This window comes from Nodosilinea sp. LEGE 07088 (genome assembly GCF_015207395.1).
GTDB lineage: Bacteria > Cyanobacteriota > Cyanobacteriia > Phormidesmidales > Phormidesmidaceae > Nodosilinea.
In genome coordinates this window covers 1-21,189 of the sequence record NZ_JADEWX010000104.1, presented here as the reverse complement: position 1 = coordinate 21,189, position 21,189 = coordinate 1, and the positions used below count along the sequence as shown (strand labels likewise).

General features: G+C 50.8%; 20 protein-coding genes. All 20 read right to left on the bottom strand.

The features are described 5' to 3' along the window. The coding region (locus tag IQ254_RS19985; RefSeq protein WP_228040908.1) for a glycosyltransferase family 2 protein at positions 1–918 on the bottom strand (918 nt) is incomplete at its 3' end. A gap of 148 nt (positions 919–1,066) precedes the next feature. Then, positions 1,067–2,008 carry a beta-1,6-N-acetylglucosaminyltransferase gene (locus IQ254_RS19980; RefSeq protein WP_193967921.1) on the bottom strand — a complete coding sequence of 314 codons (942 nt, stop codon included), beginning with the start codon at positions 2,006–2,008 and terminating at the stop codon, positions 1,067–1,069. Between the two features lie 51 nt (positions 2,009–2,059). Then, positions 2,060–3,046: a glycosyltransferase family 2 protein gene (locus IQ254_RS19975; protein ID WP_193967920.1), complete on the bottom strand. Its 987-nt coding sequence runs from the start codon at positions 3,044–3,046 to the stop codon at positions 2,060–2,062. A gap of 65 nt (positions 3,047–3,111) precedes the next feature. After that, on the bottom strand, positions 3,112–4,326 hold the full coding sequence (locus IQ254_RS19970) for a glycosyltransferase family 4 protein (RefSeq protein WP_193967919.1): 1,215 nt from the start codon (positions 4,324–4,326) through the stop codon (positions 3,112–3,114). Positions 4,327–4,364: 38 nt separating this feature from the next. After that, positions 4,365–5,615 (bottom strand): glycosyltransferase, encoded by a 1,251-nt coding sequence (locus IQ254_RS19965; protein WP_193967918.1) that lies wholly within the window; start codon positions 5,613–5,615, stop codon positions 4,365–4,367. 55 nt (positions 5,616–5,670) lie between these two features. Beyond that, positions 5,671–6,585, bottom strand: coding sequence for a glycosyltransferase family 2 protein (locus IQ254_RS19960; protein WP_193967917.1), 915 nt, complete (start codon positions 6,583–6,585; stop codon positions 5,671–5,673). A 52-nt stretch (positions 6,586–6,637) separates the two neighbouring features. Beyond that, the gene (locus IQ254_RS19955) at positions 6,638–7,750 is read right to left on the bottom strand and encodes a glycosyltransferase (RefSeq protein WP_193967916.1); all 1,113 of its coding nucleotides are present in this window, start codon (positions 7,748–7,750) and stop codon (positions 6,638–6,640) included. Between the two features lie 12 nt (positions 7,751–7,762). Beyond that, the gene (locus tag IQ254_RS19950) at positions 7,763–8,839 is read right to left on the bottom strand and encodes a glycosyltransferase (RefSeq protein WP_193967915.1); all 1,077 of its coding nucleotides are present in this window, start codon (positions 8,837–8,839) and stop codon (positions 7,763–7,765) included. After that, positions 8,832–9,773: a glycosyltransferase gene (locus IQ254_RS19945; RefSeq protein ID WP_193967914.1), complete on the bottom strand. Its 942-nt coding sequence runs from the start codon at positions 9,771–9,773 to the stop codon at positions 8,832–8,834. Before IQ254_RS19945 ends, IQ254_RS19950 begins: the two co-directional genes overlap by 8 nt. 37 nt (positions 9,774–9,810) lie before the next feature. After that, on the bottom strand, positions 9,811–10,629 hold the full coding sequence (locus tag IQ254_RS19940) for a sulfotransferase (RefSeq protein ID WP_193967913.1): 819 nt from the start codon (positions 10,627–10,629) through the stop codon (positions 9,811–9,813). Positions 10,630–10,719: 90 nt separating this feature from the next. Continuing rightward, complete coding sequence (locus IQ254_RS19935; protein WP_193967912.1) at positions 10,720–11,343, bottom strand: sulfotransferase family 2 domain-containing protein; 624 nt, start codon at positions 11,341–11,343, stop codon at positions 10,720–10,722. Continuing rightward, positions 11,344–12,636 carry a polysaccharide pyruvyl transferase family protein gene (locus IQ254_RS19930; protein ID WP_193967911.1) on the bottom strand — a complete coding sequence of 431 codons (1,293 nt, stop codon included), beginning with the start codon at positions 12,634–12,636 and terminating at the stop codon, positions 11,344–11,346. It abuts the gene before it with no gap. Positions 12,637–12,666: 30 nt separating this feature from the next. Further along, positions 12,667–13,956 (bottom strand): ABC transporter ATP-binding protein, encoded by a 1,290-nt coding sequence (locus tag IQ254_RS19925; RefSeq protein ID WP_193967910.1) that lies wholly within the window; start codon positions 13,954–13,956, stop codon positions 12,667–12,669. Then, the gene (locus IQ254_RS19920) at positions 13,956–14,768 is read right to left on the bottom strand and encodes an ABC transporter permease (RefSeq protein ID WP_278000351.1); all 813 of its coding nucleotides are present in this window, start codon (positions 14,766–14,768) and stop codon (positions 13,956–13,958) included. Before IQ254_RS19920 ends, IQ254_RS19925 begins: the two co-directional genes overlap by 1 nt. 183 nt (positions 14,769–14,951) lie before the next feature. After that, complete coding sequence (locus IQ254_RS19915) at positions 14,952–15,938, bottom strand: GDP-mannose 4,6-dehydratase (protein ID WP_193967908.1); 987 nt, start codon at positions 15,936–15,938, stop codon at positions 14,952–14,954. A 40-nt stretch (positions 15,939–15,978) separates the two neighbouring features. Next, positions 15,979–17,112, bottom strand: a complete 1,134-nt coding sequence (locus IQ254_RS19910; RefSeq protein WP_193967907.1) for a glycosyltransferase family 4 protein — start codon at positions 17,110–17,112, stop codon at positions 15,979–15,981. 329 nt (positions 17,113–17,441) lie between these two features. Beyond that, on the bottom strand, positions 17,442–18,512 hold the full coding sequence (gene gmd / locus IQ254_RS19905) for a GDP-mannose 4,6-dehydratase (protein WP_193967906.1): 1,071 nt from the start codon (positions 18,510–18,512) through the stop codon (positions 17,442–17,444). Between the two features lie 47 nt (positions 18,513–18,559). Then, positions 18,560–19,330, bottom strand: coding sequence for a hypothetical protein (locus IQ254_RS19900; protein ID WP_193967905.1), 771 nt, complete (start codon positions 19,328–19,330; stop codon positions 18,560–18,562). A gap of 91 nt (positions 19,331–19,421) precedes the next feature. Further along, positions 19,422–20,261 (bottom strand): heterocyst development glycosyltransferase HepC, encoded by an 840-nt coding sequence (gene hepC, locus IQ254_RS19895; RefSeq protein WP_193967904.1) that lies wholly within the window; start codon positions 20,259–20,261, stop codon positions 19,422–19,424. A 145-nt stretch (positions 20,262–20,406) separates the two neighbouring features. Then, a partial coding sequence (locus IQ254_RS19890) for a CpsD/CapB family tyrosine-protein kinase (RefSeq protein ID WP_193967903.1) occupies positions 20,407–21,189 on the bottom strand: 783 nt, incomplete at its 5' end.

Here is a 21,189-nt window from a genome sequence, read left to right as displayed (position 1 = left end):
GCCCCGTAGGGTAGCCCACCCTCGCTTTAGAGCAACATCGCGCTCCATTGGCAGCAGACGCAGCACCTGTACCAGTCCTGGTGCTTTGCGGGTGCCAATCAAAACGGCCCAGGTGATATAAACAGGCCATCTCAGCCAGGGAAAGTAGCGCAGCAGCACTAGGGTTTCGTTGTAGCTGGCCTGGGTGCAGGCGGTAGCGTCAAACTGGGTGCGCTGGTCGCGGTCAAACCGGGCGGCCAGAAAGTGATCGACCGCCACCGCCGGGTCGTAGATTAGCTTCCAGCCGCGCTGCTTGATGGCTAGGCTAAAGGCCAGGTCGTTGTGCACCTGGGCCCCTTTACCCTGGAGCTGGGCATCAAACCGCAGGTCGCCAATGGCCTGACGACGATAGCTCATGTTGGCCCCCTTGAGCACGTCCACTTCGCGGGGCTGACCCTGGCCAATGTGGTGATTGCCCACCACTTTGCCAAACCACTGCACCCGGCCCACTACGTCTGAAGCTCCGGGGTGTACGGTGGCATCTTGCAGGCGATCGCAGAGATACATCCAGTCGCGACCGCCCACGCCGCCCACCTGGGGGTCGGCCTCAAAGTGGGCCGTTAGCCGAGCCAGCCACTCGGGGTGGGGGGCAGCATCGTCATCGGTAATGGCGATAATGTCGCCGGTGGCGGCCTCTAGCCCGGCATTGAGGGCGGCCACCTGGCCCGGTTGGGTCACCACCTGGGGGTGCACCGGCAGCGGTGCAAAGCTGTGGCTATTGAGAAAGGCCCAGGTGTCTTGGTCACTATCGCGCACCACCACTAGTACCTCATTGGGCGGCTGGTGCTGCTGCTGAAGGGCTGCCAAACAACGTTTGAGATCCTCCGGGCGGCGGTAGGTGGGAATGAGGACGGTAGTTTTCATAAAAGCAGGGGGCATAGAATAATCCTCTCCTTACTGTTTCAGGGGTTATCGGAGCCATCCGCACAGAAAGTCTCGGAGTAGGCAAGTTTTATGAGTGTTTCACGCCAGGGCGATCGCACCGAGATGGTAATGTGGTAGGCTGCTGAGCGTTCGTCGTTAGGGACTAACGCCTAAATAGTGGGTATTGAGAGTGGGTATCGAGGCGATCGCAAATATCGGCATCCACAGTGATGTCAAACTTGCGGCCAAAGTATTTACCGGACCGGATCAGGGCGTCAAAGTCCTGGCTTTGCAAAATGGCCGGGTAGGGCGGCGTCCAGGAGATATAGCGGAGGTTGTCGTTGCAGAGCTCAAGGTCGGGGCGATTGACCAAAATCGTCTGAAAAAACGATTCGTCGGGCACCATGGTGTGGCGGTAGTACTCCACGATGTCGGGGCGGTCTTGAACAAAGTTGTCAATGTATTCGACGCAGCGACGATTGAGGGTATGCCACTGAGACCCGGCATAGCAACTAAAGGTTCCATCAAAGGGAGTGTTGCGCCGTCGCAGGGCAAGTTTGGCTCCAAAGCGTCCGCCTTTGACCCGTAGCCAGGGGTTCCAGTTGACTGGGCGATAGAGTTTGCGAAATAACCATTTGAGCTGGGCGGGCACGCTGTAGTAGCGAAACCAGTAGCGTTCAAAGCTAAGGTGTTTGTCCCAGTTCCACTGGGTAGCGGGAGGATTGTGGGCAGGAAAGTGCTCGATAAAGCCATCGTAGGTGGTCTGGGCTAACAGCTGCTCGAACTGAGCCAAGGGCTGGATGGGATAGTCTTGACCCGACAGCAGCACCAGCCAATCAAACGGGATACCCTGTTGCAAGAGCCAGGCGATGCAGCGCAGTTCGGCATCGACCACTGAGAAGCTGCCCCACTGCACCGAAATCGGTTGGGGAAAAATGTGAATGCGATCGCGGCTTTTGAACAGAGCAGCATCGAGGACAGGCTGCGCCCCGTCATGGTGAATCAACACCTGGGCGTCGGCACTGCCCTGAATCAGTCGCTCAGCTAGGATAGCCACCTGGGCAGGGTTGGTGTGGGAGGCAATTAAATACAGAATTTTCGGCATAGTCTTAGGTGGGGGCATCGGCTAATCGCCTGACATCAAAGCCGGGGCTAGCTAAACTCGGCTCGTCACCAGCGAGGGCATGAAGCTTAAGGTCAGGGCCGCCGCCGTTCTAAGGTTGACGTTTTGCTGGAGGGCCTGCCAAAAATAGGCCCGTGCTTGCGACGTCTTACCGTCGCGCAGCATACCAATCCCCAGGGTGGTTTTGCCCACGGCGAGCTGCTGTTTGAAATAGGGCCACAGGTCTTTTAGCCGATCATCGGCCAAGAATCGCTCGTAGCAATAGACCCGCGAAAATCCAGAATTGATTTTGGTGGTGTTGTTTTTGCGATTGGTCAGTTGGGTAATGTTCTGCGTATGGGCGCGGTACTCGGTTAGGTATTCGGGGCAAAAGTAGGCGCCATGCCCCTCTCGACAGGCCAAATAGCCGAGAAAGTAGTCCCAGTGACGGCCCATACCGGCCTGACCAGCGGCGCGCAGTTCTGACCAGGCGATCGCATCGTTGCGAATCACCGCCGCCGCCGCACAGGATACGGCTCGATCGACCAGGGCCAAGTGCCAAAAGGGCTGGTAGACAGCCTCCGATAGCCAATCGCGTTTCCACTCGTGGCTATTTTGCGCGGTGGCCTGGTGATCGATCTCGCCCGCCGCGTCAATCACGTAGTGGTCGCAAAAGGCTACCGATAGCTGCGGATTGGCCTCCAGATGGGGCACCAGTCGAGTGAGAAAGTCGGGTGTCCAGCGATCGTCGTCGTTGAGGCTGGCGACATATTTGCCCTTGGCGGCCTCAAACCCGCTGGTGATATTGAGGGTGATGCCGAGATTTTGGTCGTTTTGCAAAAAGCGAATCCGAGGGTCGTTGAAACCCCGAATCAATGGCTCTGGGCTCTGGGGGCTACAGTCATCGGTCACGACAACTTCAATATTGGTGTAGGTTTGGCCGAGAGCGCTGGCGATCGCCTCCTGCAAATAGTCGCTGCGGTTATAGGTCGGAATAACGACGCTAACGAGGGGGGCTTCAGTGGGGTTTAGGTCGGGCATCGCTAAGTCCTCCTAAGGGTTTGAGATGAGTCGATTGAGTTGAACCAGAAAAAACTGACGGGTTGCTACAGCCACAGGCGACGGCGACGGCGGCCCGCCGCCTGATGGGCCTCGATCGCGCGCTGGTAGCTGGCTTCTTGCAGCTGCCCAATGCGATCGCCGCTATACTCAGCCAAGACTCGCTGGCGGGCATTGTGGCCCAGCTCCATGCGTAGATCTGGGTCGTTGAGCAACTCGATAATGGCAGCCGCGATCGCGGCTGGGTTTTGGGGCGGCACTAGCCGACCCACCTCGTAGCTGGTAATAATTTCGGCCATGCCTCCAGCGCTGCTGCCAATTACCCCCCGGGCAGCGGTCATCGCCTCCAGACAGACCAGCCCAAAGCTCTCCCAGCGGCTGGGAAAGACGCAAATATCGGTATTGGCCAGATAATCTGGTATGCGATCGGCGGGCACCGGCCCCGTAAACTCTACAGAAGCTAGATCGGATTGCAGACGTTGGGTCAGAAACGTCTGCATATCAATCTGGGGTATAGGAGACTGGCCGTTACGCCCAATCAGGCGAAATTGAGCGGTGGGTAACTGCGCTAAAACCAGCGGAATAGCGTCCGCCAGATCCACAACCCCCTTTTTGATGTCTAATCGCCCGATAAACGTAACTCGCTGAGTGGAGGTGTTGACGGGGATTGCGAGCAGGTTGGGATCGGGGGTAAAAGGCAGCGGATACTGGTGAACTTTTGCCGAGTTCAGTCCCCACCGCTGAATCAGGTCTTTGCCCAGTGCCCAGGAGGGAGCCGCTATTTCATCGGCCTCTAGAGTATGGGTCTGCTCTAAATTTCTCAGGGGGTGAATGCCTCGTCGCAGGGCACCCAAACGGGTACGGAGTTGATCAATCGCATTAGGCTGACCTTCGTAGAGGTCGATCAGTTCGCGGGGGGTGTGCAGTTTGACCACTAGGGGTAAGTCGGGAACAGCTTGGGCAATCCCTGCTGCATCGGCCCCATATTCTGGCCCTTCGACGACGTCAAAGGCGGTAGCCTGATGGCGGCCTAAAAAAATCGGCACTACTGCTCGAATGAAGTCGATCTTTTGCTTCACCTGAATGCGGTGGACGGTAACCGCACCCTCAATGTCGGTGCCGCTGCGATCGCGGCTACCCGCAAACACCTCAACGGTATGGCCGCGCCAGGTCAGCAGGGTAGCCGCCTGGTGGGCATAGGTGGCAATGCCGCCGTAGGCCGTATCGGGGGGGTATTCAAAACTAATCAGGGCAATTTTCATTGATGTTCTCAACCGCAACGCCATCGCCGACCTCGGCCCTAAACCAGCACTGTCGATCGCTGCATCTCGCGCTGCAAAATCTCATCGAGCTGCTGGGCGCGGGTGGCCAGGGTGTGCTCCTTCAGGGTGCGGGCCTGCCCAGCTTGGGCGATGTCGTCTCGCTGTTTGGGGTGAGCCAATACCCACTTCACCTTTTCTAAGCATTCATCCGGAGAACGGTAGGTCAACACCTCGCGATCGCTCTCAAATAGCTGGTTTAGATTGACCTTGTGGTCGGTCACCAGGCAGGTGCCTACCCCGGTCGCCTCAAACAACCGCATGTTAGAGGCCGAGTTGGCCGACAGATCGATGTGGCTATTAAAGGTCGCCCGCGAGTCGCGCAGGGTCTGAAACATGGGCATGCCAAACCGGGGCGGCTGCATAAAGGGTTTGAGCCGGGGGTTCACTGCTCGGCGCGGGGGGTGCTCTAGCTGGGCAACTGTCTTGAGCAGCGGCAGGCGATCGAGCCAGTCGGTAGGCAGACCTGCCGCCATCAACCTCTGGCGCAGCCTAAACAGCTGGGCTTTAGCGATTCGCCGGGCGTTGGTGGGCAGGCTGTCGTTAGTGTAAAAAGCCAGGGTAAAAATCTCGACGTCGATTTCAGATACCAGTCGCTCCAGGGTGGCGTCGCGGGCGACATGAAACTGGCTGTTGCGGTTGATATTGCCGATAAATGAGAAGTCAATAGCGGGCGATCGTCCCATCTCCAGGCGCTCTAAAATGCGCGGGTCAAAGGAGTGGTTGAGGTGAAAGGTGCGGTGTCCCCAGCCGTTGAGAATCTCGACAATTTCGGGCACGCACGACAGGGTAAAGTCGTAGGCCTTAAACAGAGCATCGTTGGGCCAGGGGCCACCGCACCAGCCCATCACCACCCGAATCGAGGGGCAGCTCTGGCGCACCGACTGTATCCACTCTGGCGCAAACTGAAACATATCGGCCACAAACAAAATCTCAGGCTGAAATTCTAAAATTTGGCCTTTGAGTATGTCGTGCTTCCAGGTGGTTTCGTCGTAGGCAAAGCTGCGTTCGGCAGCCCAGGTTTTTTGCACCAGCTCCACATTGGCCAGCACTTCGACCACCTTGTAGCCCAGGGGTTCGAGGGCATCTTTCCAGGCGTGGGGATAGCCAAACCAGTTGCGGTTAATGGTGGCCTGCTGCTCAGCCCATGACTGGGTGGCCAGCTCGGGGTGCTCACCGTAGAGCTGGAGCCAGTGCTGCCAGAAGGGGATGGCGATTTTGAAGAGTTTCATGGTGGCGCTTGCCCAAAATTTGTGGTACCTGTAGCCGGTAGCGTGCCCCCAGGCTCTACTGTCGCTGAGAACTGTAGCCCAGCTGCAAGCGCAGCCTGGTCCACACTTTTACGTAGTAGATGGCGTAAATCAGGCCGAGAACCTGAATTTTTTGGTAGCTCGTAGTCAGACGATGGCTGCCGTTAATTTGCTGTAGTGCCGTTCGCAAGGGGGGTTTAAGGTCTTGCAAGAGCTTGAGCCAGACCCTCAAATTCAGGCGGCGGCGCTGCTGAGTATGGAGGTCGTACCCGCCGCCAGTGATTCGCACGACTTTTTTATAGAGCTGGCCCCAGGTTTGGCGAGTAGGATGGGCTACCCAGCTGTCTTCGGCATAGGCAACGCTATAGCCCTGGTCGTACACCCGGTTACCCCATTCGGCATCGCCCCCGGACTTCATGCTGGTGTTAAAGGGGCCAACGGCCTCGACAACTGTTTTGAAGGTAAATAGATTGGCCGTTGCCCCAAAGTGGTCTTGCTCAACATAGTCTTTTTGCTGCAAGAAAGACATACTGTCGAACAGCTCTACTGCTGTGGGGCGATTGGGGTTTTGGTAGTAAAGTTCAACTCGCCCCGCCACTAGCCCCGCGTTGGGCAGGTTGAGCAACTTAGCCACTCCGATTTCTAGCCAGTCTGGGGCCGGGGTGCAGTCTGAATCGGTAAAGGCCAGAATCTCGCCCTGAGCCAAGGTAATGCCCAGGTTGCGCGCCCGGTAAGAGCCCGGTTGGGCTTCGTAGGCCAGAGTTGCACCAGGGAACTGATCGACCACGCTCTGAATGTCATCGCTGGAGCCGTTATCGACTACTAATATCTCGTAGCGATCGCGGGGAAAGGTCTGCTTAGCCAGCGCCATCAGGCAGACTTGGAGTCGCTCGGCATCGTTAAAGACGGGAATAATGACTGATACAAAATAGCTATGAGACTCTGGCTGCATGGTTTACTCCCTCAAACGCTGCTAATGGTGGTCTAATCTAAGCAACCTGACCTCAAGTTCTAATACAGTATTCATAGACGCATCTGAACTGTTCAGACACACTCTCCCAATCCCAACTCTTGGCCTTAGCAAGATTGAGTTGCCCCATCTGCTCTAGCTCTGCAAAAGAACTTTCAGTCGCCTGATGCAGAGCTATTTCTAGGCCATTTGACTGCTCTGGTTCATATAAAAAACCGCCCTTAGACCCGATAAACTCTTCCATACAGCCAATGCTGGGGGCGACGCAGGGCTTACCAAATGACATGGCTAAAATAGCCGCCCCCGAAGTCAAAATATTTTTATAGGGCAGTACGACAACATCGCAGGCATTCATGTAAATTTGCACGTCGCGATCGGGTACGTAGCCCGGTTTAAACAAAATGTTGCTCACATTCTTCACGGCATCCGCAATACCTTCGGCATCACCCGCTTCGAGAAGCTTGCCAGCAATAATGAGCTTCACATTCTGAGACTTGCCAACTGCCTTAAAAGTTTCAATTAGCTCATAAATTCCCTTGTAGGGCCGAATAATTCCCATGAAAAGAATGACTTTATCGGTTTCGGCAAGGCCCAACTCTTCTCTAGATTTTTGCCTGCTTATCGTATTTTCATAGAGATCAATATAGTTCCCGTGGGGAATTAGGAATATTTTCTCTGCATTGCTGACGCCAAATTTCTTTTTGACTTCCTCCTCAGCCACTTGGCAGTGAACAATAATTGCCCGTGATAGATTCGCCAAAATTCGTCGCGCCCACCTATCGAGCCCAGACGGGTAGTTGCCCTCATGGCTGCTCAAATTATGCACCGTCCAGACAATGCTGACTCCCCTAACGCGAATAATGAGCAGCCTAAGAATAAAGGTTAGAAACCGATAGAGGGAGTTAAGCGAATTTCTAGCTTTGAGATACGTATGAATCCAGTTCAGGTGGAGTATTTGAATTGGCTCTCTCCGAACGATTTTCTTAAATAATGATCTAAACTCAGCCGTATCAATAGCAATATTGGCATCAACCAGATGACAGAGCAATTTATCCTGGTACGGGTTGCTCTTAAATAACACTGGCATACCAACCGAAAGCCGGGTCGTTTGAGCTAGATCAGATACTTTAGGTTTAGTCTGAGTCATTGTGATTAAGCCCTAGCGAGAAAGAGAAGACTGAGCCTGGCTTTGGGGCAGGTCGATGGCTTCTGGGGGCCACCGCAGGTGGTAGCGTTGCATGAGGGTTGTGGCTAGCCCGCTTTTTGTTACGGTCGGTTGCAGCAAAGGAAACCGTAGCCGCTTGGCTAGGGCATTGAGATAGTGGAGCGGGTAGCTGTAAACGGCCAGCCCGAGTTGCCTGATGTTGGCAATCCCATGCTGGGGATTGTGGGCGTGCCGATACAGCGCTGTCTCATAGGTGTTGGATAAAAACGACAGCAGCAGTTGCTCTGGTAACTCTGGGGTTACTTTGAGCGTTTGATATGCCTTGAGGTTGGCGGTTGCGATCGCAAGCATGCGCCTACAGCTGTCTACGGCATAGGGCGACTGGGTAGCCTGTCCCTCATATTTACGCCAGGCAGTGAGTGTTTCAGGCAGAAACAGTACATCGGTGTGCATCGCCAAGCGCAGGGTCCAGTCGTAGTCTCCCGCTGGGCCATACTGGCGAGAGAAGAAACCAACGGTGTCGATAACGCTGCGCCGCAGCACCAGGGAGGTCATGGTGCGATAAATGGTGCGGTAGACAAAGTGCATCAAAAACTCAAACATCGCCATTCTGCGATGGGCATAGCTGCTGGCGCTGAGATAGATGGGCATCTCGGCGGCGACAATGTCGTCGTAGGTGCGGGTAATCTGGTTGTGCTCGTTGATGTACTCAAACTTAAAGTGGCAGGCGTCGATATCGCGATACTGGTCGAGGGCCTGGGTAGTTTGGCTTACCAGTCTGGGGTAGCAGAGATCGTCGCTGGTGAGCATGTAGAAGTATTCGGTGGTGACCTGCTCTAGGCAATAGTTCCAGTCGGCGTACATGCCCTGGCGTTTGCCGCGCAGTAGGGTAAAGCGGGGGTCGTTGGCAAACTGCTGCATGTAGTCCCAACTGCCGTCGGTGGAGTAGCCATCGACAAAGACACAGCGCCAGGTATCGCTATCTTGAGCTAGCATGCTGTCGATGCAGGCGGGCAAGAAGTCGATTTTGTTGAGGTTGGGAATGCAGAATGTGAAGCTGGGTTTAGACATTGTCTTTACTAAGTGGTGAGGTTGTATCTCTTAGTGTTTCCACTGCACGGTCAAACCCACGTTGTTGTGCCAAATAAAATTCGCGTTTAGTCTTTGAAATTCGTCGTAGGTAGTAAAACTCTTTTATTTTGCTTGTCCAGGTAATCTTTCTAGGTATAGGGGATTTACCTCTCAAAGAATCGAGAATCCTTTGAGAATAATTCATGCCCTCAATAAGCCTTATGAGATAAGTTTTTTCTAAACGCTTTGATGGAATTAAGTGAGTTAGCTTCAAAGAGGGGAAAATACCCATTCCTAGGCCAACGTCGCAGGCGGTAAATGCTAAGTCAGAGTCTTCACCAGCAGTAAGTGCTTGCCCTATTCTGCCAAGCTTTAAGCGCTCAGAGCTCTCGCTTACCAGACGGGCATATTCTTCAGCAACCCTTTTTCGTACGCAGATTCCTGCACCACAGGGCGTCGTTTCATACTGATGAACTAGGTTTGACCACTTGATTTGATCAAATTCACGGATACCCAACTTTGGAAGATAAGGCTCAGCCCATTCTGGAGGTGGAACTTCATACTTGCCAAAAATCTGTCCGCCCCAAGCGCCAAGGAAAGGAAACTCGTTACTAATCCGAATGACCTCCTCTATATAGTTCACATCCAAAACATTATCGTCGTCAACAAAAACTAGAGTTTCTGCCTGAGATTCTCTGATGCCAGCTAATCTTGCACTAGTAAGTCCTAGCTTCTCTTCGCGAATAAACCGTGAGTTAGGATGCCATTTTAAGTTGATTTTATCCTTTAAATATTCATCACTAGCGTTGTCTACTAATATTAGTTCCCAATGCTGAAATGGAGAGGTTTGAGCCTTAAGGCTGTCAATAACGTTCTCAATATAAGATTTACGTGGATTGTGAGTACAGATAATAACTGACAAGTGCATAGTCATATTACTTTACCTCGTCATTCTCCGTATGCTTTGAATGTCAGCGGATAACAGAATCTGAGCAAATGTCTGGGAAAAACTCAGATAAGAGATCTCTACAATGAAAATCAACCTTGCTTTCAAGATATTGCTGATCTAGCTCACTGAGCACGTTAAAGTATTGCTTAGCTTTGAAAGCATGGGAGTTCCTTTGGACAATTTTACCGTCTGATACACCTATGAACTTAGCAATCTCTTTTGATTTCTCGTTTATTTTACTGGTCTGAACAATAAGTAATCTATCTTTTGGAACTGTGTTGATAACGTTCTGATTATGTTCAGACCAGTATGACAAATAGCCATCTAATGTATAAAGCCCTTTATCTCGGAGTGTAGCTTCTTCCTTTGGATGACTGTACAATTCAGGCTTAAATCGGAAATCTCGAAGCCGCAGCCAATGCTCAGATGCTTGACGTCCGAGCTGATGGTTTATAAACGAGTCAAGCCAGGCATACGGATCACGGATAGTAAGGAGAAATTTTGATTTTGGAAATAAGATTAGAAGTTGGTCAAGCAAGAAATAATTAAGTTGCGAAGAGTCAACTTCAAGTCTTAGTTTTTGATCTCTTTCTAAAATATATCTCTGAACCTTATCATCACTGATATTGTTATTGGCTATATCTAAAATGAAGTCGATTACTTGATGACTTTCTGACTCGTGGGCACAGCGCAAGTTTCCTCTAAATATTGCTTCAATTGAATGGGTTCCTGATTTTGCAGTTCCAATGCAGTAGGCGTGTGCTCTACGCGGTAGCATTGCGCGAATAGCAGGTATTTTCAGAGCTCTACTCTTAACTGCCTTAGTAAATTTTTTGGGCATAATAAAAAACCAAAAATAATTATGCATTCGCAGATCAGGGCCAAATAGATTAATTCCCAAGATTACAATAATTTCCTTATGCTGATTGATTCAAAAAGAGTATTTAAATATCTCTATGTCTTTCTCAAAGGATTTTTCAACTATTTTTTTCGAACGAGGTGTATAAAACTCTGTGTATTTGGCACGATTGCTTTTATTAACGTGAGGAAGTTTTGCGGATATAGAAATTCTCTGACATATATTATCGAAATCATCCTCTAAGTTCTCAAACTTACCGATGTAATCAACTATTTGGTTGCCATCGTCATCGAGGATATACCTGTATTGGCAGTGAAGATCTTGGGTCACCCTCCATTCGATGTAATCATCAAAGCTGTTGAGGCTTTTGATTAAATTATGTTGTCTGTGCTTGGGGTTTTGCAGCATGTAACTGTATAAAGAAACTTCCATATCCCAAGGATTTCTCACAAAAGCAAATTTAAAGAACTTGTCATAGGTTTTTCGGGGTAGCTGATTACGTATTTCTTTTGCCATTGGATGTTTCGGTACTAAGCTATCGAATCTAAATTTTTTATTGCGAAAGCCAATTTTTGCTAAGGCTTTATCTGTCCTTTTTGGCTCGCAATAAGGAGACAGGACTGAATTCATGCTACTACCAGCGCATTTGTATATGTGAACGAAAATGAATTTTTTGGAGTAAGATATAAGTGCCATTTACAAATTCTCAATCACATTCTCTATAGGTGGTAAATCTTTCATGACCTGGTCGTAAGCTTTCTTCCCTGTTTCTATCTGCTTAGATGCTATTTCCAAAAGTAAATAACGCTTTTCCTCAGGAAAATCCCACAGCTCACTTAGCGTGCTCTGGAGGTTCTCTGAGAAGTCTCTATCTTCAAGAAATAAGATCTTGCTTCCAACATTGCCGAACTGATCAAATAGACCCGAAAACTTATCCACGTAATACTGACTTCTCACGATGGCTACAACAGGGATCCCCTGTGATAACGCAAAAACCCCTGCATGATAACTTCCGGTTATTACGATTCTGCAATGATTAATCTGCTTTGCTATTTTATCCGGCGATTCAGGCATAGTAATTTCCCTGATTTCGCCGTCATAGCCATCAGTAATTTTTCTGATACTAGAAACATCTGAGTTGTGTTCAATGAATTCAATCGGTATTGATACTAAGGGTGCTTTCATCTCTGCTGCAAATTTGTGGATACACTTTCGCAGCACTTCGGATGAATCTGAAGCTATGTTTGAGTACTTTGCGACTCTTAAATTGATGCCAACTCCATTTCCTAAATTCTTAGATCTATTCCGATGGGATAATTCAATCGCATCATCTCCTGTTACGATAATTTGGCTGTTATCGATTCCTAATGATTTAAGAAAAGGTAAACTCCTCAGCTTTTCTCTTAATGTAATTTTTTTTACTCTTGATAAAACTAGCCTGGCTTGTGAAACCGTAAGCCTAGAACTAAAAGGTCCAAGACCATGGCCTAGCATGACTGTAGGTTTATCCATTTTTTGTGCTAATCCTAAGATGCCTAAAGTTGAATTAACTTTATTTGGGAAAGCATCAGTGATATATCCGCCACCAGTAGCTACTACAAGATCGGCTTCTTCTAGAGATTTTAGAAAGTTCGATAAATTAGTTAAGGATTCAGGGGAATATCTGTATTTATATTCAATTAATCGCTTGGCCAAGAAAGGGTGATTCACTTTGAACTTCCATTCCCAATGTAAGCAACTTTCTCTATAAGCCTTTGGTAGTGTTTCGACATATCTTTTTGACAATGGAGACAGCCAAATGTTTAAGCCTGAATTTCCCAACGATTGAACATCTTGTATATGGTGTTTAAGTTTTTCAGGCGCGCTGTTGAAAACCTTAAACTTAGCATCAGGATATAAAGACTTTAGTCTACATATACTCATCTCGAGCATTGCTAGATCGCCCATGTTTGCTAGTGGGTAGCCACTTTGCTCGACTAAAATATTCATGACACCTCGTTGCCTTTACTTAGCTTACGGTTACTCTATTGGTTCTACTGCCCAATCTCGAGGCTGAAAATATAAGCTTTCGTTGCTGAAAATGTCTGACTCAACGGTGAACCTGAATGTTTCAAAGGAGTCCAGATAATATAATCCGTCATCCTTTATGTATATATCCATTAAGTAAGTTCCCACTAAAAGACCAAGCTTTTCAATTCGCGTCTGAAATTCATATCTTCCCGAATTTATGGAGAGTAATTTCCCGTCTTGCATACAGTTCATTGAGAGGATAGTTTCACCGCCATCCGCAAGTTTTTTGACAACGACTGTGACTCCTAACTTGGGAAATGTTCTTTCGGATTTACACTTTATGCATAAAGTTATTTCTTTCCCTGTTTTTGGAGTATTGACTATCTTTCCTTGGTGATCTCTGAAAAATATGGATTCAATATCTAGTCCATTACTAGTTGATTTTCTATTTGGGTCTAGCTCGATAAAGCCATTGGATATGTTGGTGTCTTCTGTGAAGAGATCTTTTTCATATTGATTGATAATTTCAGGAGTTCTCCCATATCCTTTGCTAATGCCTTTTAGCAAATAAACAGAAGAGTCACACACTGTTAAGATTGTATGCGAGCTATGACTTACAAGAATAAAGGCTGTCTTGGATTCTCTCAGCTGATGAAGTTTTTGGAAGCATTTGCCCCTAAAGCGACTATCTCCAACCGCCAAAACCTCATCAATCAATAAAACATCAGGATCGGTGTGAATCGCGCAGGCAAATCCTAACCTTGCCTGCATACCGGAGCTATAGCTTCTCACGGGCGAGTCGATCGCATCGGGTATTTCGGCAAAGGCCACCACATCATCAAAGCGATCGTCGATTTCTTCTTTGGTTAAACCCAAAATCGACATGTTGGCATAAATATTCTCCCGCCCTGTCAGCACCGGGTTAAACCCAGCCCCTAGGGCAATCAGCGGGGCCACGCGCCCCTTGACCATTACTGAGCCGACATCGGGCTTAATTAACCCGGCAATTACCCGCAGCAGCGTAGACTTGCCGCTGCCATTTTTGCCCACCAGGCCCAGAGCCTCGCCCCGGCGCAGCTCAAAACTCACACTTTGCAGCGCCCAAAACTCTTTTTTGCGCAGCTTGTCGTTTTTGTCGCCGCGCAGACCCAGCACCTCACTAGAGATGTCTTGCATGCCATAAAACAGCGCCGACTTAAAATCGCGGCAAAACTTCTTTGAGGCCCCCTGCACCGAGAGCACCACATCTGAATCTTTAGGTGCCGTCATCGCTTGTGTATTTTCAGCTACTAATGTCATTACGAGCTAAACCTCTCAATTGCATAGGGCATCGCCAATCGGTACACCACCCAGGCCACCGGCAAACCGGTAAACACAATTGCACTTACCAGCCAAAACCCCTGCGGGTCGGAGATGGTGCCCGTAGTAATCAGCTCGCGGGTGGTGACCAGCAACGGCGTGACCGGGTTAAACCGCACCAGTAGACCAAACAAGCCCTCTCCACTGGGGGGCGGGTATACCACCGGGGTCAAAAATAGCCAGGTGCCCAACAGCAGCTGCATCCCCTTCTGAAAGTCTTGGTACAGCGCGCTCAATGGGGCCAAAAACATGCCCAACACGGTGCCCAGCAGCACCAAATGCAGCAGCGCCACCGGGGCCAGCACAATCGACGGCGGCACCGCTAGGCGAAACCACAAAAACATCCCGGCTACCAGCAGTAGCTTAATGGCAAAGTTAAACAACACCTGCCCCGCCGCCGCCAAGATCAGCGCCTCGCGCGGAAATTGAATTTTGGCCAGCATCATGCGGGCGGCCCCTACCTTTTGCATGGGCAGCATCACCGCCTCGCTAAAGGTCTGCCACAGAGCCGTGCTCATCAGCACATAGGCCGGGTAGGGAATATCGGTTGTGCCCACATTGATTACCTTGGCGCTGGCGGCAAAGGCAAACCCCGCCGAGGCCACAATGGGGGGAATAACCGCCCAGGCAACGCCTAAAAACGACTCGCGATACTGGGCGCTAATGTCGCGTTTCATCAGTTGCCAGGCCAGTTCGCGTGAGGCCAGGAGATCGGCCCCCATGCGGCGAAATAGCTGCATGGGGCGACGCATTTCGCTAGCTGGACGGTAGATCTGAATGGCCACTGGCTGGCTGGGGCGCTTAGGCACCCGCAGTCGATTTTGCGGCTCTGGGCTTTGGGAAGAGGGGCTAACCATAGATTGGCTCAATAGTTGGTTAATACTTCTCAATATTTGGCGAGCAATCCGTATAATTTCGGAGAAGTCAGCCGGGCTTTATGAAAACTTGAAAGAGTCGGTAGCTCCGGCATCTTTGTTTCCGGCTGCTACCATATGGCGCACCACATCGGGCATGGCAAACTGTGCTTTCCAGCCCAGCTGGCGCTTGGCCTTAGCGGGGTTGCCCTGACTGTGGGCGATTTCTGTGGGGCGGTACAGGCTTTGATCAATCACCACATGGGCCTGCCAGTCTAGGTCTAGGCTGGCAAAGGCTTGGGCTACAAAGTCTTGCAGGGCAAAGGCCTGACCAGTAGCTATTACGTAGTCATCGGGCTGGGGCTGTTGCAGCATCAGGTACATAGCCTCCACATATTCGGGCGCCCAACCCCAGTCGCGTTGAATAGCTGTATTGCCCAGGCGCAGAATTTCGCGGCTGCCCGCCGCAATGCGCTGAGCAGTAGCGATTATTTTTTGGGTCACAAACCGCTGGGGTCGCAGGGGCGATTCGTGGTTAAACAAAATGCCCGAGGCGGCAAAGATGCCGTAGGCTTCGCGATAGTTGGCGACTTCCCAAAAGGCGGTCGCTTTAGCCACGCCATAGGGGCTACGAGGCCGAAAGGGGGTCTGCTCATCGGCGGGCTCGCCGTTGGTATTGCCAAAGCACTCGCTAGAGCCTGCGTTGTAGAGCTTGATCGGCTTGGCCAAAAACCGGATCGCCTCCAGCAGGTTGAGGGTGCCCGTGGCAATGCTTTCTAAGGTTTCGACCGGCAGCTCAAAGGAGAGGCCCACCGAGCTTTGCCCCGCCAGATTGTAGATCTCGTCGGGGTCGACCTTGGTAAGCACCTGTAACACGCTGCGAAAGTCAGTCAGCGCCATTGACTCTAGCTTTACCTGGTTGTAAATGCCCAACCGCTTGAGGCTACTAAACGACGACATTTGAGCATCTCGGGAGGTGCCGCAGACGGTGTAACCTTTTTCGAGTAAAAGTTGGGCCAGGTAGGCTCCATCTTGTCCAGATATGCCGCAAATTAAGGCTGTTTTCATGGGTGGTCTCTCTAGTAAATCAAGATATGGATAGAGCTATTTATGGCATAGCTTGAAGCAAACTGAGAATCCGTTTGCCTGCTACTGACCAGGCAAACGACTGGTGAAATGTCTCAAAAGCAGACAGTGCAAGCTTACGATAGCTCTGCTGAGATTCCATTAAGGATTTAATGTAATGAGCATATTTCTCGGGAGGGTCTTCTATTGAGAAAGTCTGACCGCTAACACCATCTTGATTTACAGTCGAAATTCCTCCGGTATTAGATGAGATAGAGGGTAGCCCAAAGGAACTAGCCTCCGCAAAGACAAGGCCAAAACATTCTGCTCTAGATGGTAAAATTAAGAAGTGCGAATCAGAGAAAAATTGATCGATCTGTTGTTTTCCTAGTTTATCTTTTTTGGATATAAATCCATAGACTTTGACAAAGTCTGGCACATCATGGGGCGGCTTACAGCCAACTATGCTGAGCTCTGTCGGCAGCCCCATTTGGTTGAGCACCTTAGCCACATTGAGAGCAACGTCACCGCCTTTCCGAAACCAGTCGACTCCGCAAAACAATAGCTTGCACCGATCAAAAGATTTAGCTTTTACCGTAGTTTTTATATCTTCCAGGGTGCGATCGCATTCAACATTAGCTCCAAAAGGTATGACTTTTACTCTATTTGGATCGACCTGATAATTTTCGATAGCTGTTTTAGCCGCCCAGTGTGATGCATAAATCGCAAATTTGGCTTTACTGAGGGCCTGCTGCTCCATTTTATTACCCGCTCTGATAGACTCGTGGCAGAGTCTTGTATATGTCTGATAATAATCAATCATGCCGACAAAAGTGGCGTCTGTCCAAAAAACTATAGGGTAATTTGTATTGAGATAAGAAATAGGAATAGTACCGGGACTAAAAATCAGATCTGGCTGAAGACTCTGAAGTTGCTGTTCAACTTGGCGGGCATAAGCCTTAAGAATTCGAGGATCTCGGTTAGTGAGATATCGCTGAGATAGTTTCTTATAAATACGCTGCTTGATTTTTGTGACTCGACTGTTTGCCTGTTGGAGACCACCAATTCCTACAACTGAGAAGCCTGCACCTTTAAGACAATTTTTGATGTTTAAACCCAAGCCAGACCAGGCATGGATGTCGGATGAATCATAGGTAGTCACATATGCTATTTTCATGTTTTCTCTACCAAAAGCTTGGCTAAATAGGTCAGGTAATAAGAGGCACTTCTCATCAGCCCCTCTGATTAGCTGCTAAAAAATGAAAAACCTCTGGTTTCAAATGAATTTGGTCGAGCGCTAGTAGTACCCAGCAAAACATGAAACCTAGTTTGGTCTTGGGTTACACTTCGTTCCACTTCCTCCTGAAATTCTAAGCCTGGCGAAAATTGACTCCGCAGAAAGGTAAAAGGTGTTGGCCTGTGACCGTCGGGTCAGTCGAGGGCGTGTAATGGATGGCATACTTTGTTTTGCCAATCCTAAGATTACTCACCCTCAAGAGAGTCGATCTAAACTAGCGATGCCCCGACCATCTGGCGAATGATCGCATCCTCTGCTGCCAACACCGGTTGCTGCCCGTTGGGATGAGTTTGCCCCACAGCTCGAATATCGGCATCGATCATCAGCTTCACCAGTTGCTCGAAGGTGACTGAGGGCTGCCAGCCTAGCTGGGTTTTGGCCTTGGCGGGGTCGCCAATTAGCAAGTCAACTTCGGTCGGGCGCAGGTAGCGATCGTCAAAGGCGACGTACTGGTGCCAGTCGAGGTTGACATAGCCAAAGGCAATATCTAGAAACTCTCTAATCGAGTGGGTTTCGCCGGTGGCGACTACATAGTCGTCGGGTTGGTCTTGTTGCAGCATCAACCACATGGCCCGCACGTAGTCTTTGGCGTAGCCCCAGTCGCGCTTGGCATCGAGATTGCCCATATAGAGCTTTTGCTGCGTACCGGCCAAAATGCGGGCCACGGCGCGGGTAATCTTGCGGGTAACAAAGGTCTCGCCGCGCCGGGGCGACTCGTGGTTAAACAAAATGCCGTTGCAGGCAAACAGGTCGTACGACTCGCGGTAGTTAATGGTTTGCCAGTGGGCGTAGACCTTGGCGCAGGCGTAGGGGCTGCGGGGGTAAAACGGGGTGGTTTCGCTCTGGGGTACCGCCTGCACCAGGCCAAACATCTCTGAAGACCCTGCCTGATAAAAGCGCACTTCGTTGCTGGTGCGGGCTTGGTAATCGCGAATGGCCTCTAGCAGGCGCAGGGTGCCCATGCCTACGGCATCGGCGGTGTACTCTGGCGAATCAAAGCTCACCCGCACGTGAGACTGGGCACCCAGGTTATAGATTTCGTTGGGCTGCACTTCTTCTAAAATACGCCGCAGGGTGGTGCCATCGGTGAGGTCGCCGTAGTGCAGAAACAGCTTTGCCCCCGCTTTGTGTGGGTCTTCGTAAATATGGTCAATGCGATCGGTATTAAACGTCGAGGTGCGGCGAATGACGCCGTGGACTTCGTAGCCCTTGTCTAGCAGCAGCTCGCTGAGGTATGAGCCATCCTGGCCAGTAATGCCGGTCACTAAAGCGCGTTTCATAGCTGGAGTCCTTAACTAAAGCGATACTGAAGGTAAAAACTTGATAATCAGAAATCTACTGATAGCCCGAAGATTTGCTTGGACATTTCAACGAGCTCAACATCCTTAAATAAGCTGCGATAAAATTCATCTTCAACCATGGATTTCCATCTCTCAAGAACTTTTGATTGGCTTGCTTTCCCAGATAAGTTTAGGCTATCAAAAGTGCTCCCCGTGCCATCCCCAGGAACTTTCTCAAAGGCTTCACCCTGGGTTGAGAAGCCAATTTCATGCCCGATTTTTATTCGATATTCAGTCGAAACAAACCAGTCGTTATAGTTAACCAGAATCTTTGGCTTAACACTGCCGTACTGAGGATTATCCAAAAAAGCTCTAGCGTACTGCTTAAAAAGCCGAATAAAGCGATCGCAGTTTGCCGGATTCATTCTCCCAGACTTAACTAAGCTGGCCATCAGATTATAGGGATCTCGAAGAATTAAGATATCGCTTCTGCGATCGCTGTGACCGACGTAATCATCATGGTTCAGTTCATAGTCCAGAAAAGCCTCATTATCTAGAAAGTTGTCTTCGTAGCTGACAATAAGATTCTCTTTTGGGGAATACCTCCGAATAAAGTTGACCCGTATGCTTGGGTCATTATTAACGAATCTAAACTTCGATTCTTGGCGAATTAGATGCTTAAGGTAGCTACTCGCCTTAGGTTTGCAGCGCCAAAAGGGAAGTCCTTTAACGTAAATTTGGGCCCAGGCTGAGTAAGGATCGACGCTCTGCCGACCAATATTGTTGAGATAGACAACCGGTGATTGCTGGTTGTCCATTATCCAGTGCAAAATAGCGTGGTTCCCAGATCTTCGAATGCCGAACACACGAAATTCATGCGCATTCCTGGTCATTGGTCATTTCGCCCTATTAATTAGTGCCAGAGCCCGTAAAGACTTGTGCCAGTGCCAGTAGGCCAGCGCGGCTATCGCGCCACAGAGTCCAAGTTTCGATGTAAGTGCGCTCACGCTGACAAATTCCCTGAATGTCTAGGGTGGGCATGTTGAGACCCATGGGTCTGGGGCCAATGATGCCGGGCAGGGCGTTGAGGCAGGTATGAAACTCGGCAGGTACCCGAACGGCTTCATCAATAAGCCAGGGCTTGGTGCCAATCAGCGTAATGTCGCCGCGGACTAGGTTGACCAAGCGGGGCAGTCGATCGAGGCGAGTGAACTCGAGCCATAGGCCCAGGCGAGTTGTTTGGCCGGTTTTGATCGAGGTACGGCGAAACTGAGCCATGCGAAAGACGCGGCCTCGCTGGCCAATGCACCAGCTGTACTGGTAAACGGGGCCACCGTCTTGTAGGTTAAGGCCAATGGCAAACAGTAGTATGGCGGGGCTAAACAGCACCAGCAGCACCAAACCAATGATGCGTTCTAAGATGCATTTGGTGTGCCAGGCCCAGGCGTTTTGCTTGACGGGCAGAGTCCGCATGGTGGGCAGCCGCAGGTAGAGGGGTTTGCCGGTTTGGTGGCAGGCCTGGGCCCAAAAACTCACCACCTCGCTACCGAGGCAGGGGTCAATGACCACGGCCTCGGCCTTAGATCGATCTAGGCAAGACTGAAACCATTCGGGCTGGGCCAGTGCCGGTAGGGCAATCTGGTAAGGCGATGTAGATGGCGGTACTACCCAGAGTCGTCCTTGCCGCCACAACAATCGACACAGGGTTTGATCTGCGACAACACCTGCTGAGGCCTGGGAGTCGGGCATTGGGCCCGGGGTCAAAGGGTGTGTTTTAGTGGAGTAAACCATAGGTCGTATGCTGATTTATCAGCTCCTGAATTACAGCAGTAAAAGCAAAGCAACGATTCAGATAAACGGTCTACTGGGGTAGATTGGCCCTGCTCTACTCGGCTCAGGCACTGGTTCCAGCTGGAATGCGCTGACCATCGCCGTTGGGCAATGCGTCATATACATAGCGACTGGGCGACTGCCTCGCTCCGTTGGCAATCAGACCCATCATGTTGAGGTGGGTCAACAGGGCCATCGCCTCGTTGAGCTGAGACTGGGTAATGCGATCGAGCCGGGTAACCAGCACCGTGCTATCGCAAACAGCCCCCACTTTTAAGGCATCGGCCATGCCAATCAGGGGTGGTGTATCTACCAGCACCAGGTCGTAGCGTTCTTTGCCACGGGTTAGCAGCTGCTGAAATCGCGGCGAGCTCAGCAGGGAGATCGGATCTTCAGGAGTGGGGCCAGCCGGTAAAACATCGACAAACACGGTGCCAAAGTCGAGCCGATGAGGGCGACCCTGGGTTGAGCCTCCCATTAACAGACCCGAGAGCCCCTGCTCTGCCGCCAGCCCCAGCCCGGCCTGAATACCGGAGCGCCGCAGATCAGCGTCAATGACGAGCACCCGTTGCCCCATGCGCGCCAGGCTAAAGGCCAGCCCCAGGGTAAGGGTAGTTTTGCCTTCCCCCGGCAGGGCCGAGGTAATGGCGATAGCCTTGGAGGGCGCTCGGGTCTGGAGCAGTTGCAAGGTATTGGCAATTAAGTCCAAAGAGTCTCGAAACTGTGGCCAGATCACCGTCTTCATCAGCTCTGAGTCGGCCAACTCGGGGTGCAGGCCCGCTGCCTCGGCCTCACTACGCCGCAGGGGCGGCAGCGAGGTGGGGCGGCGGGGCAGCATGCCCAGCAG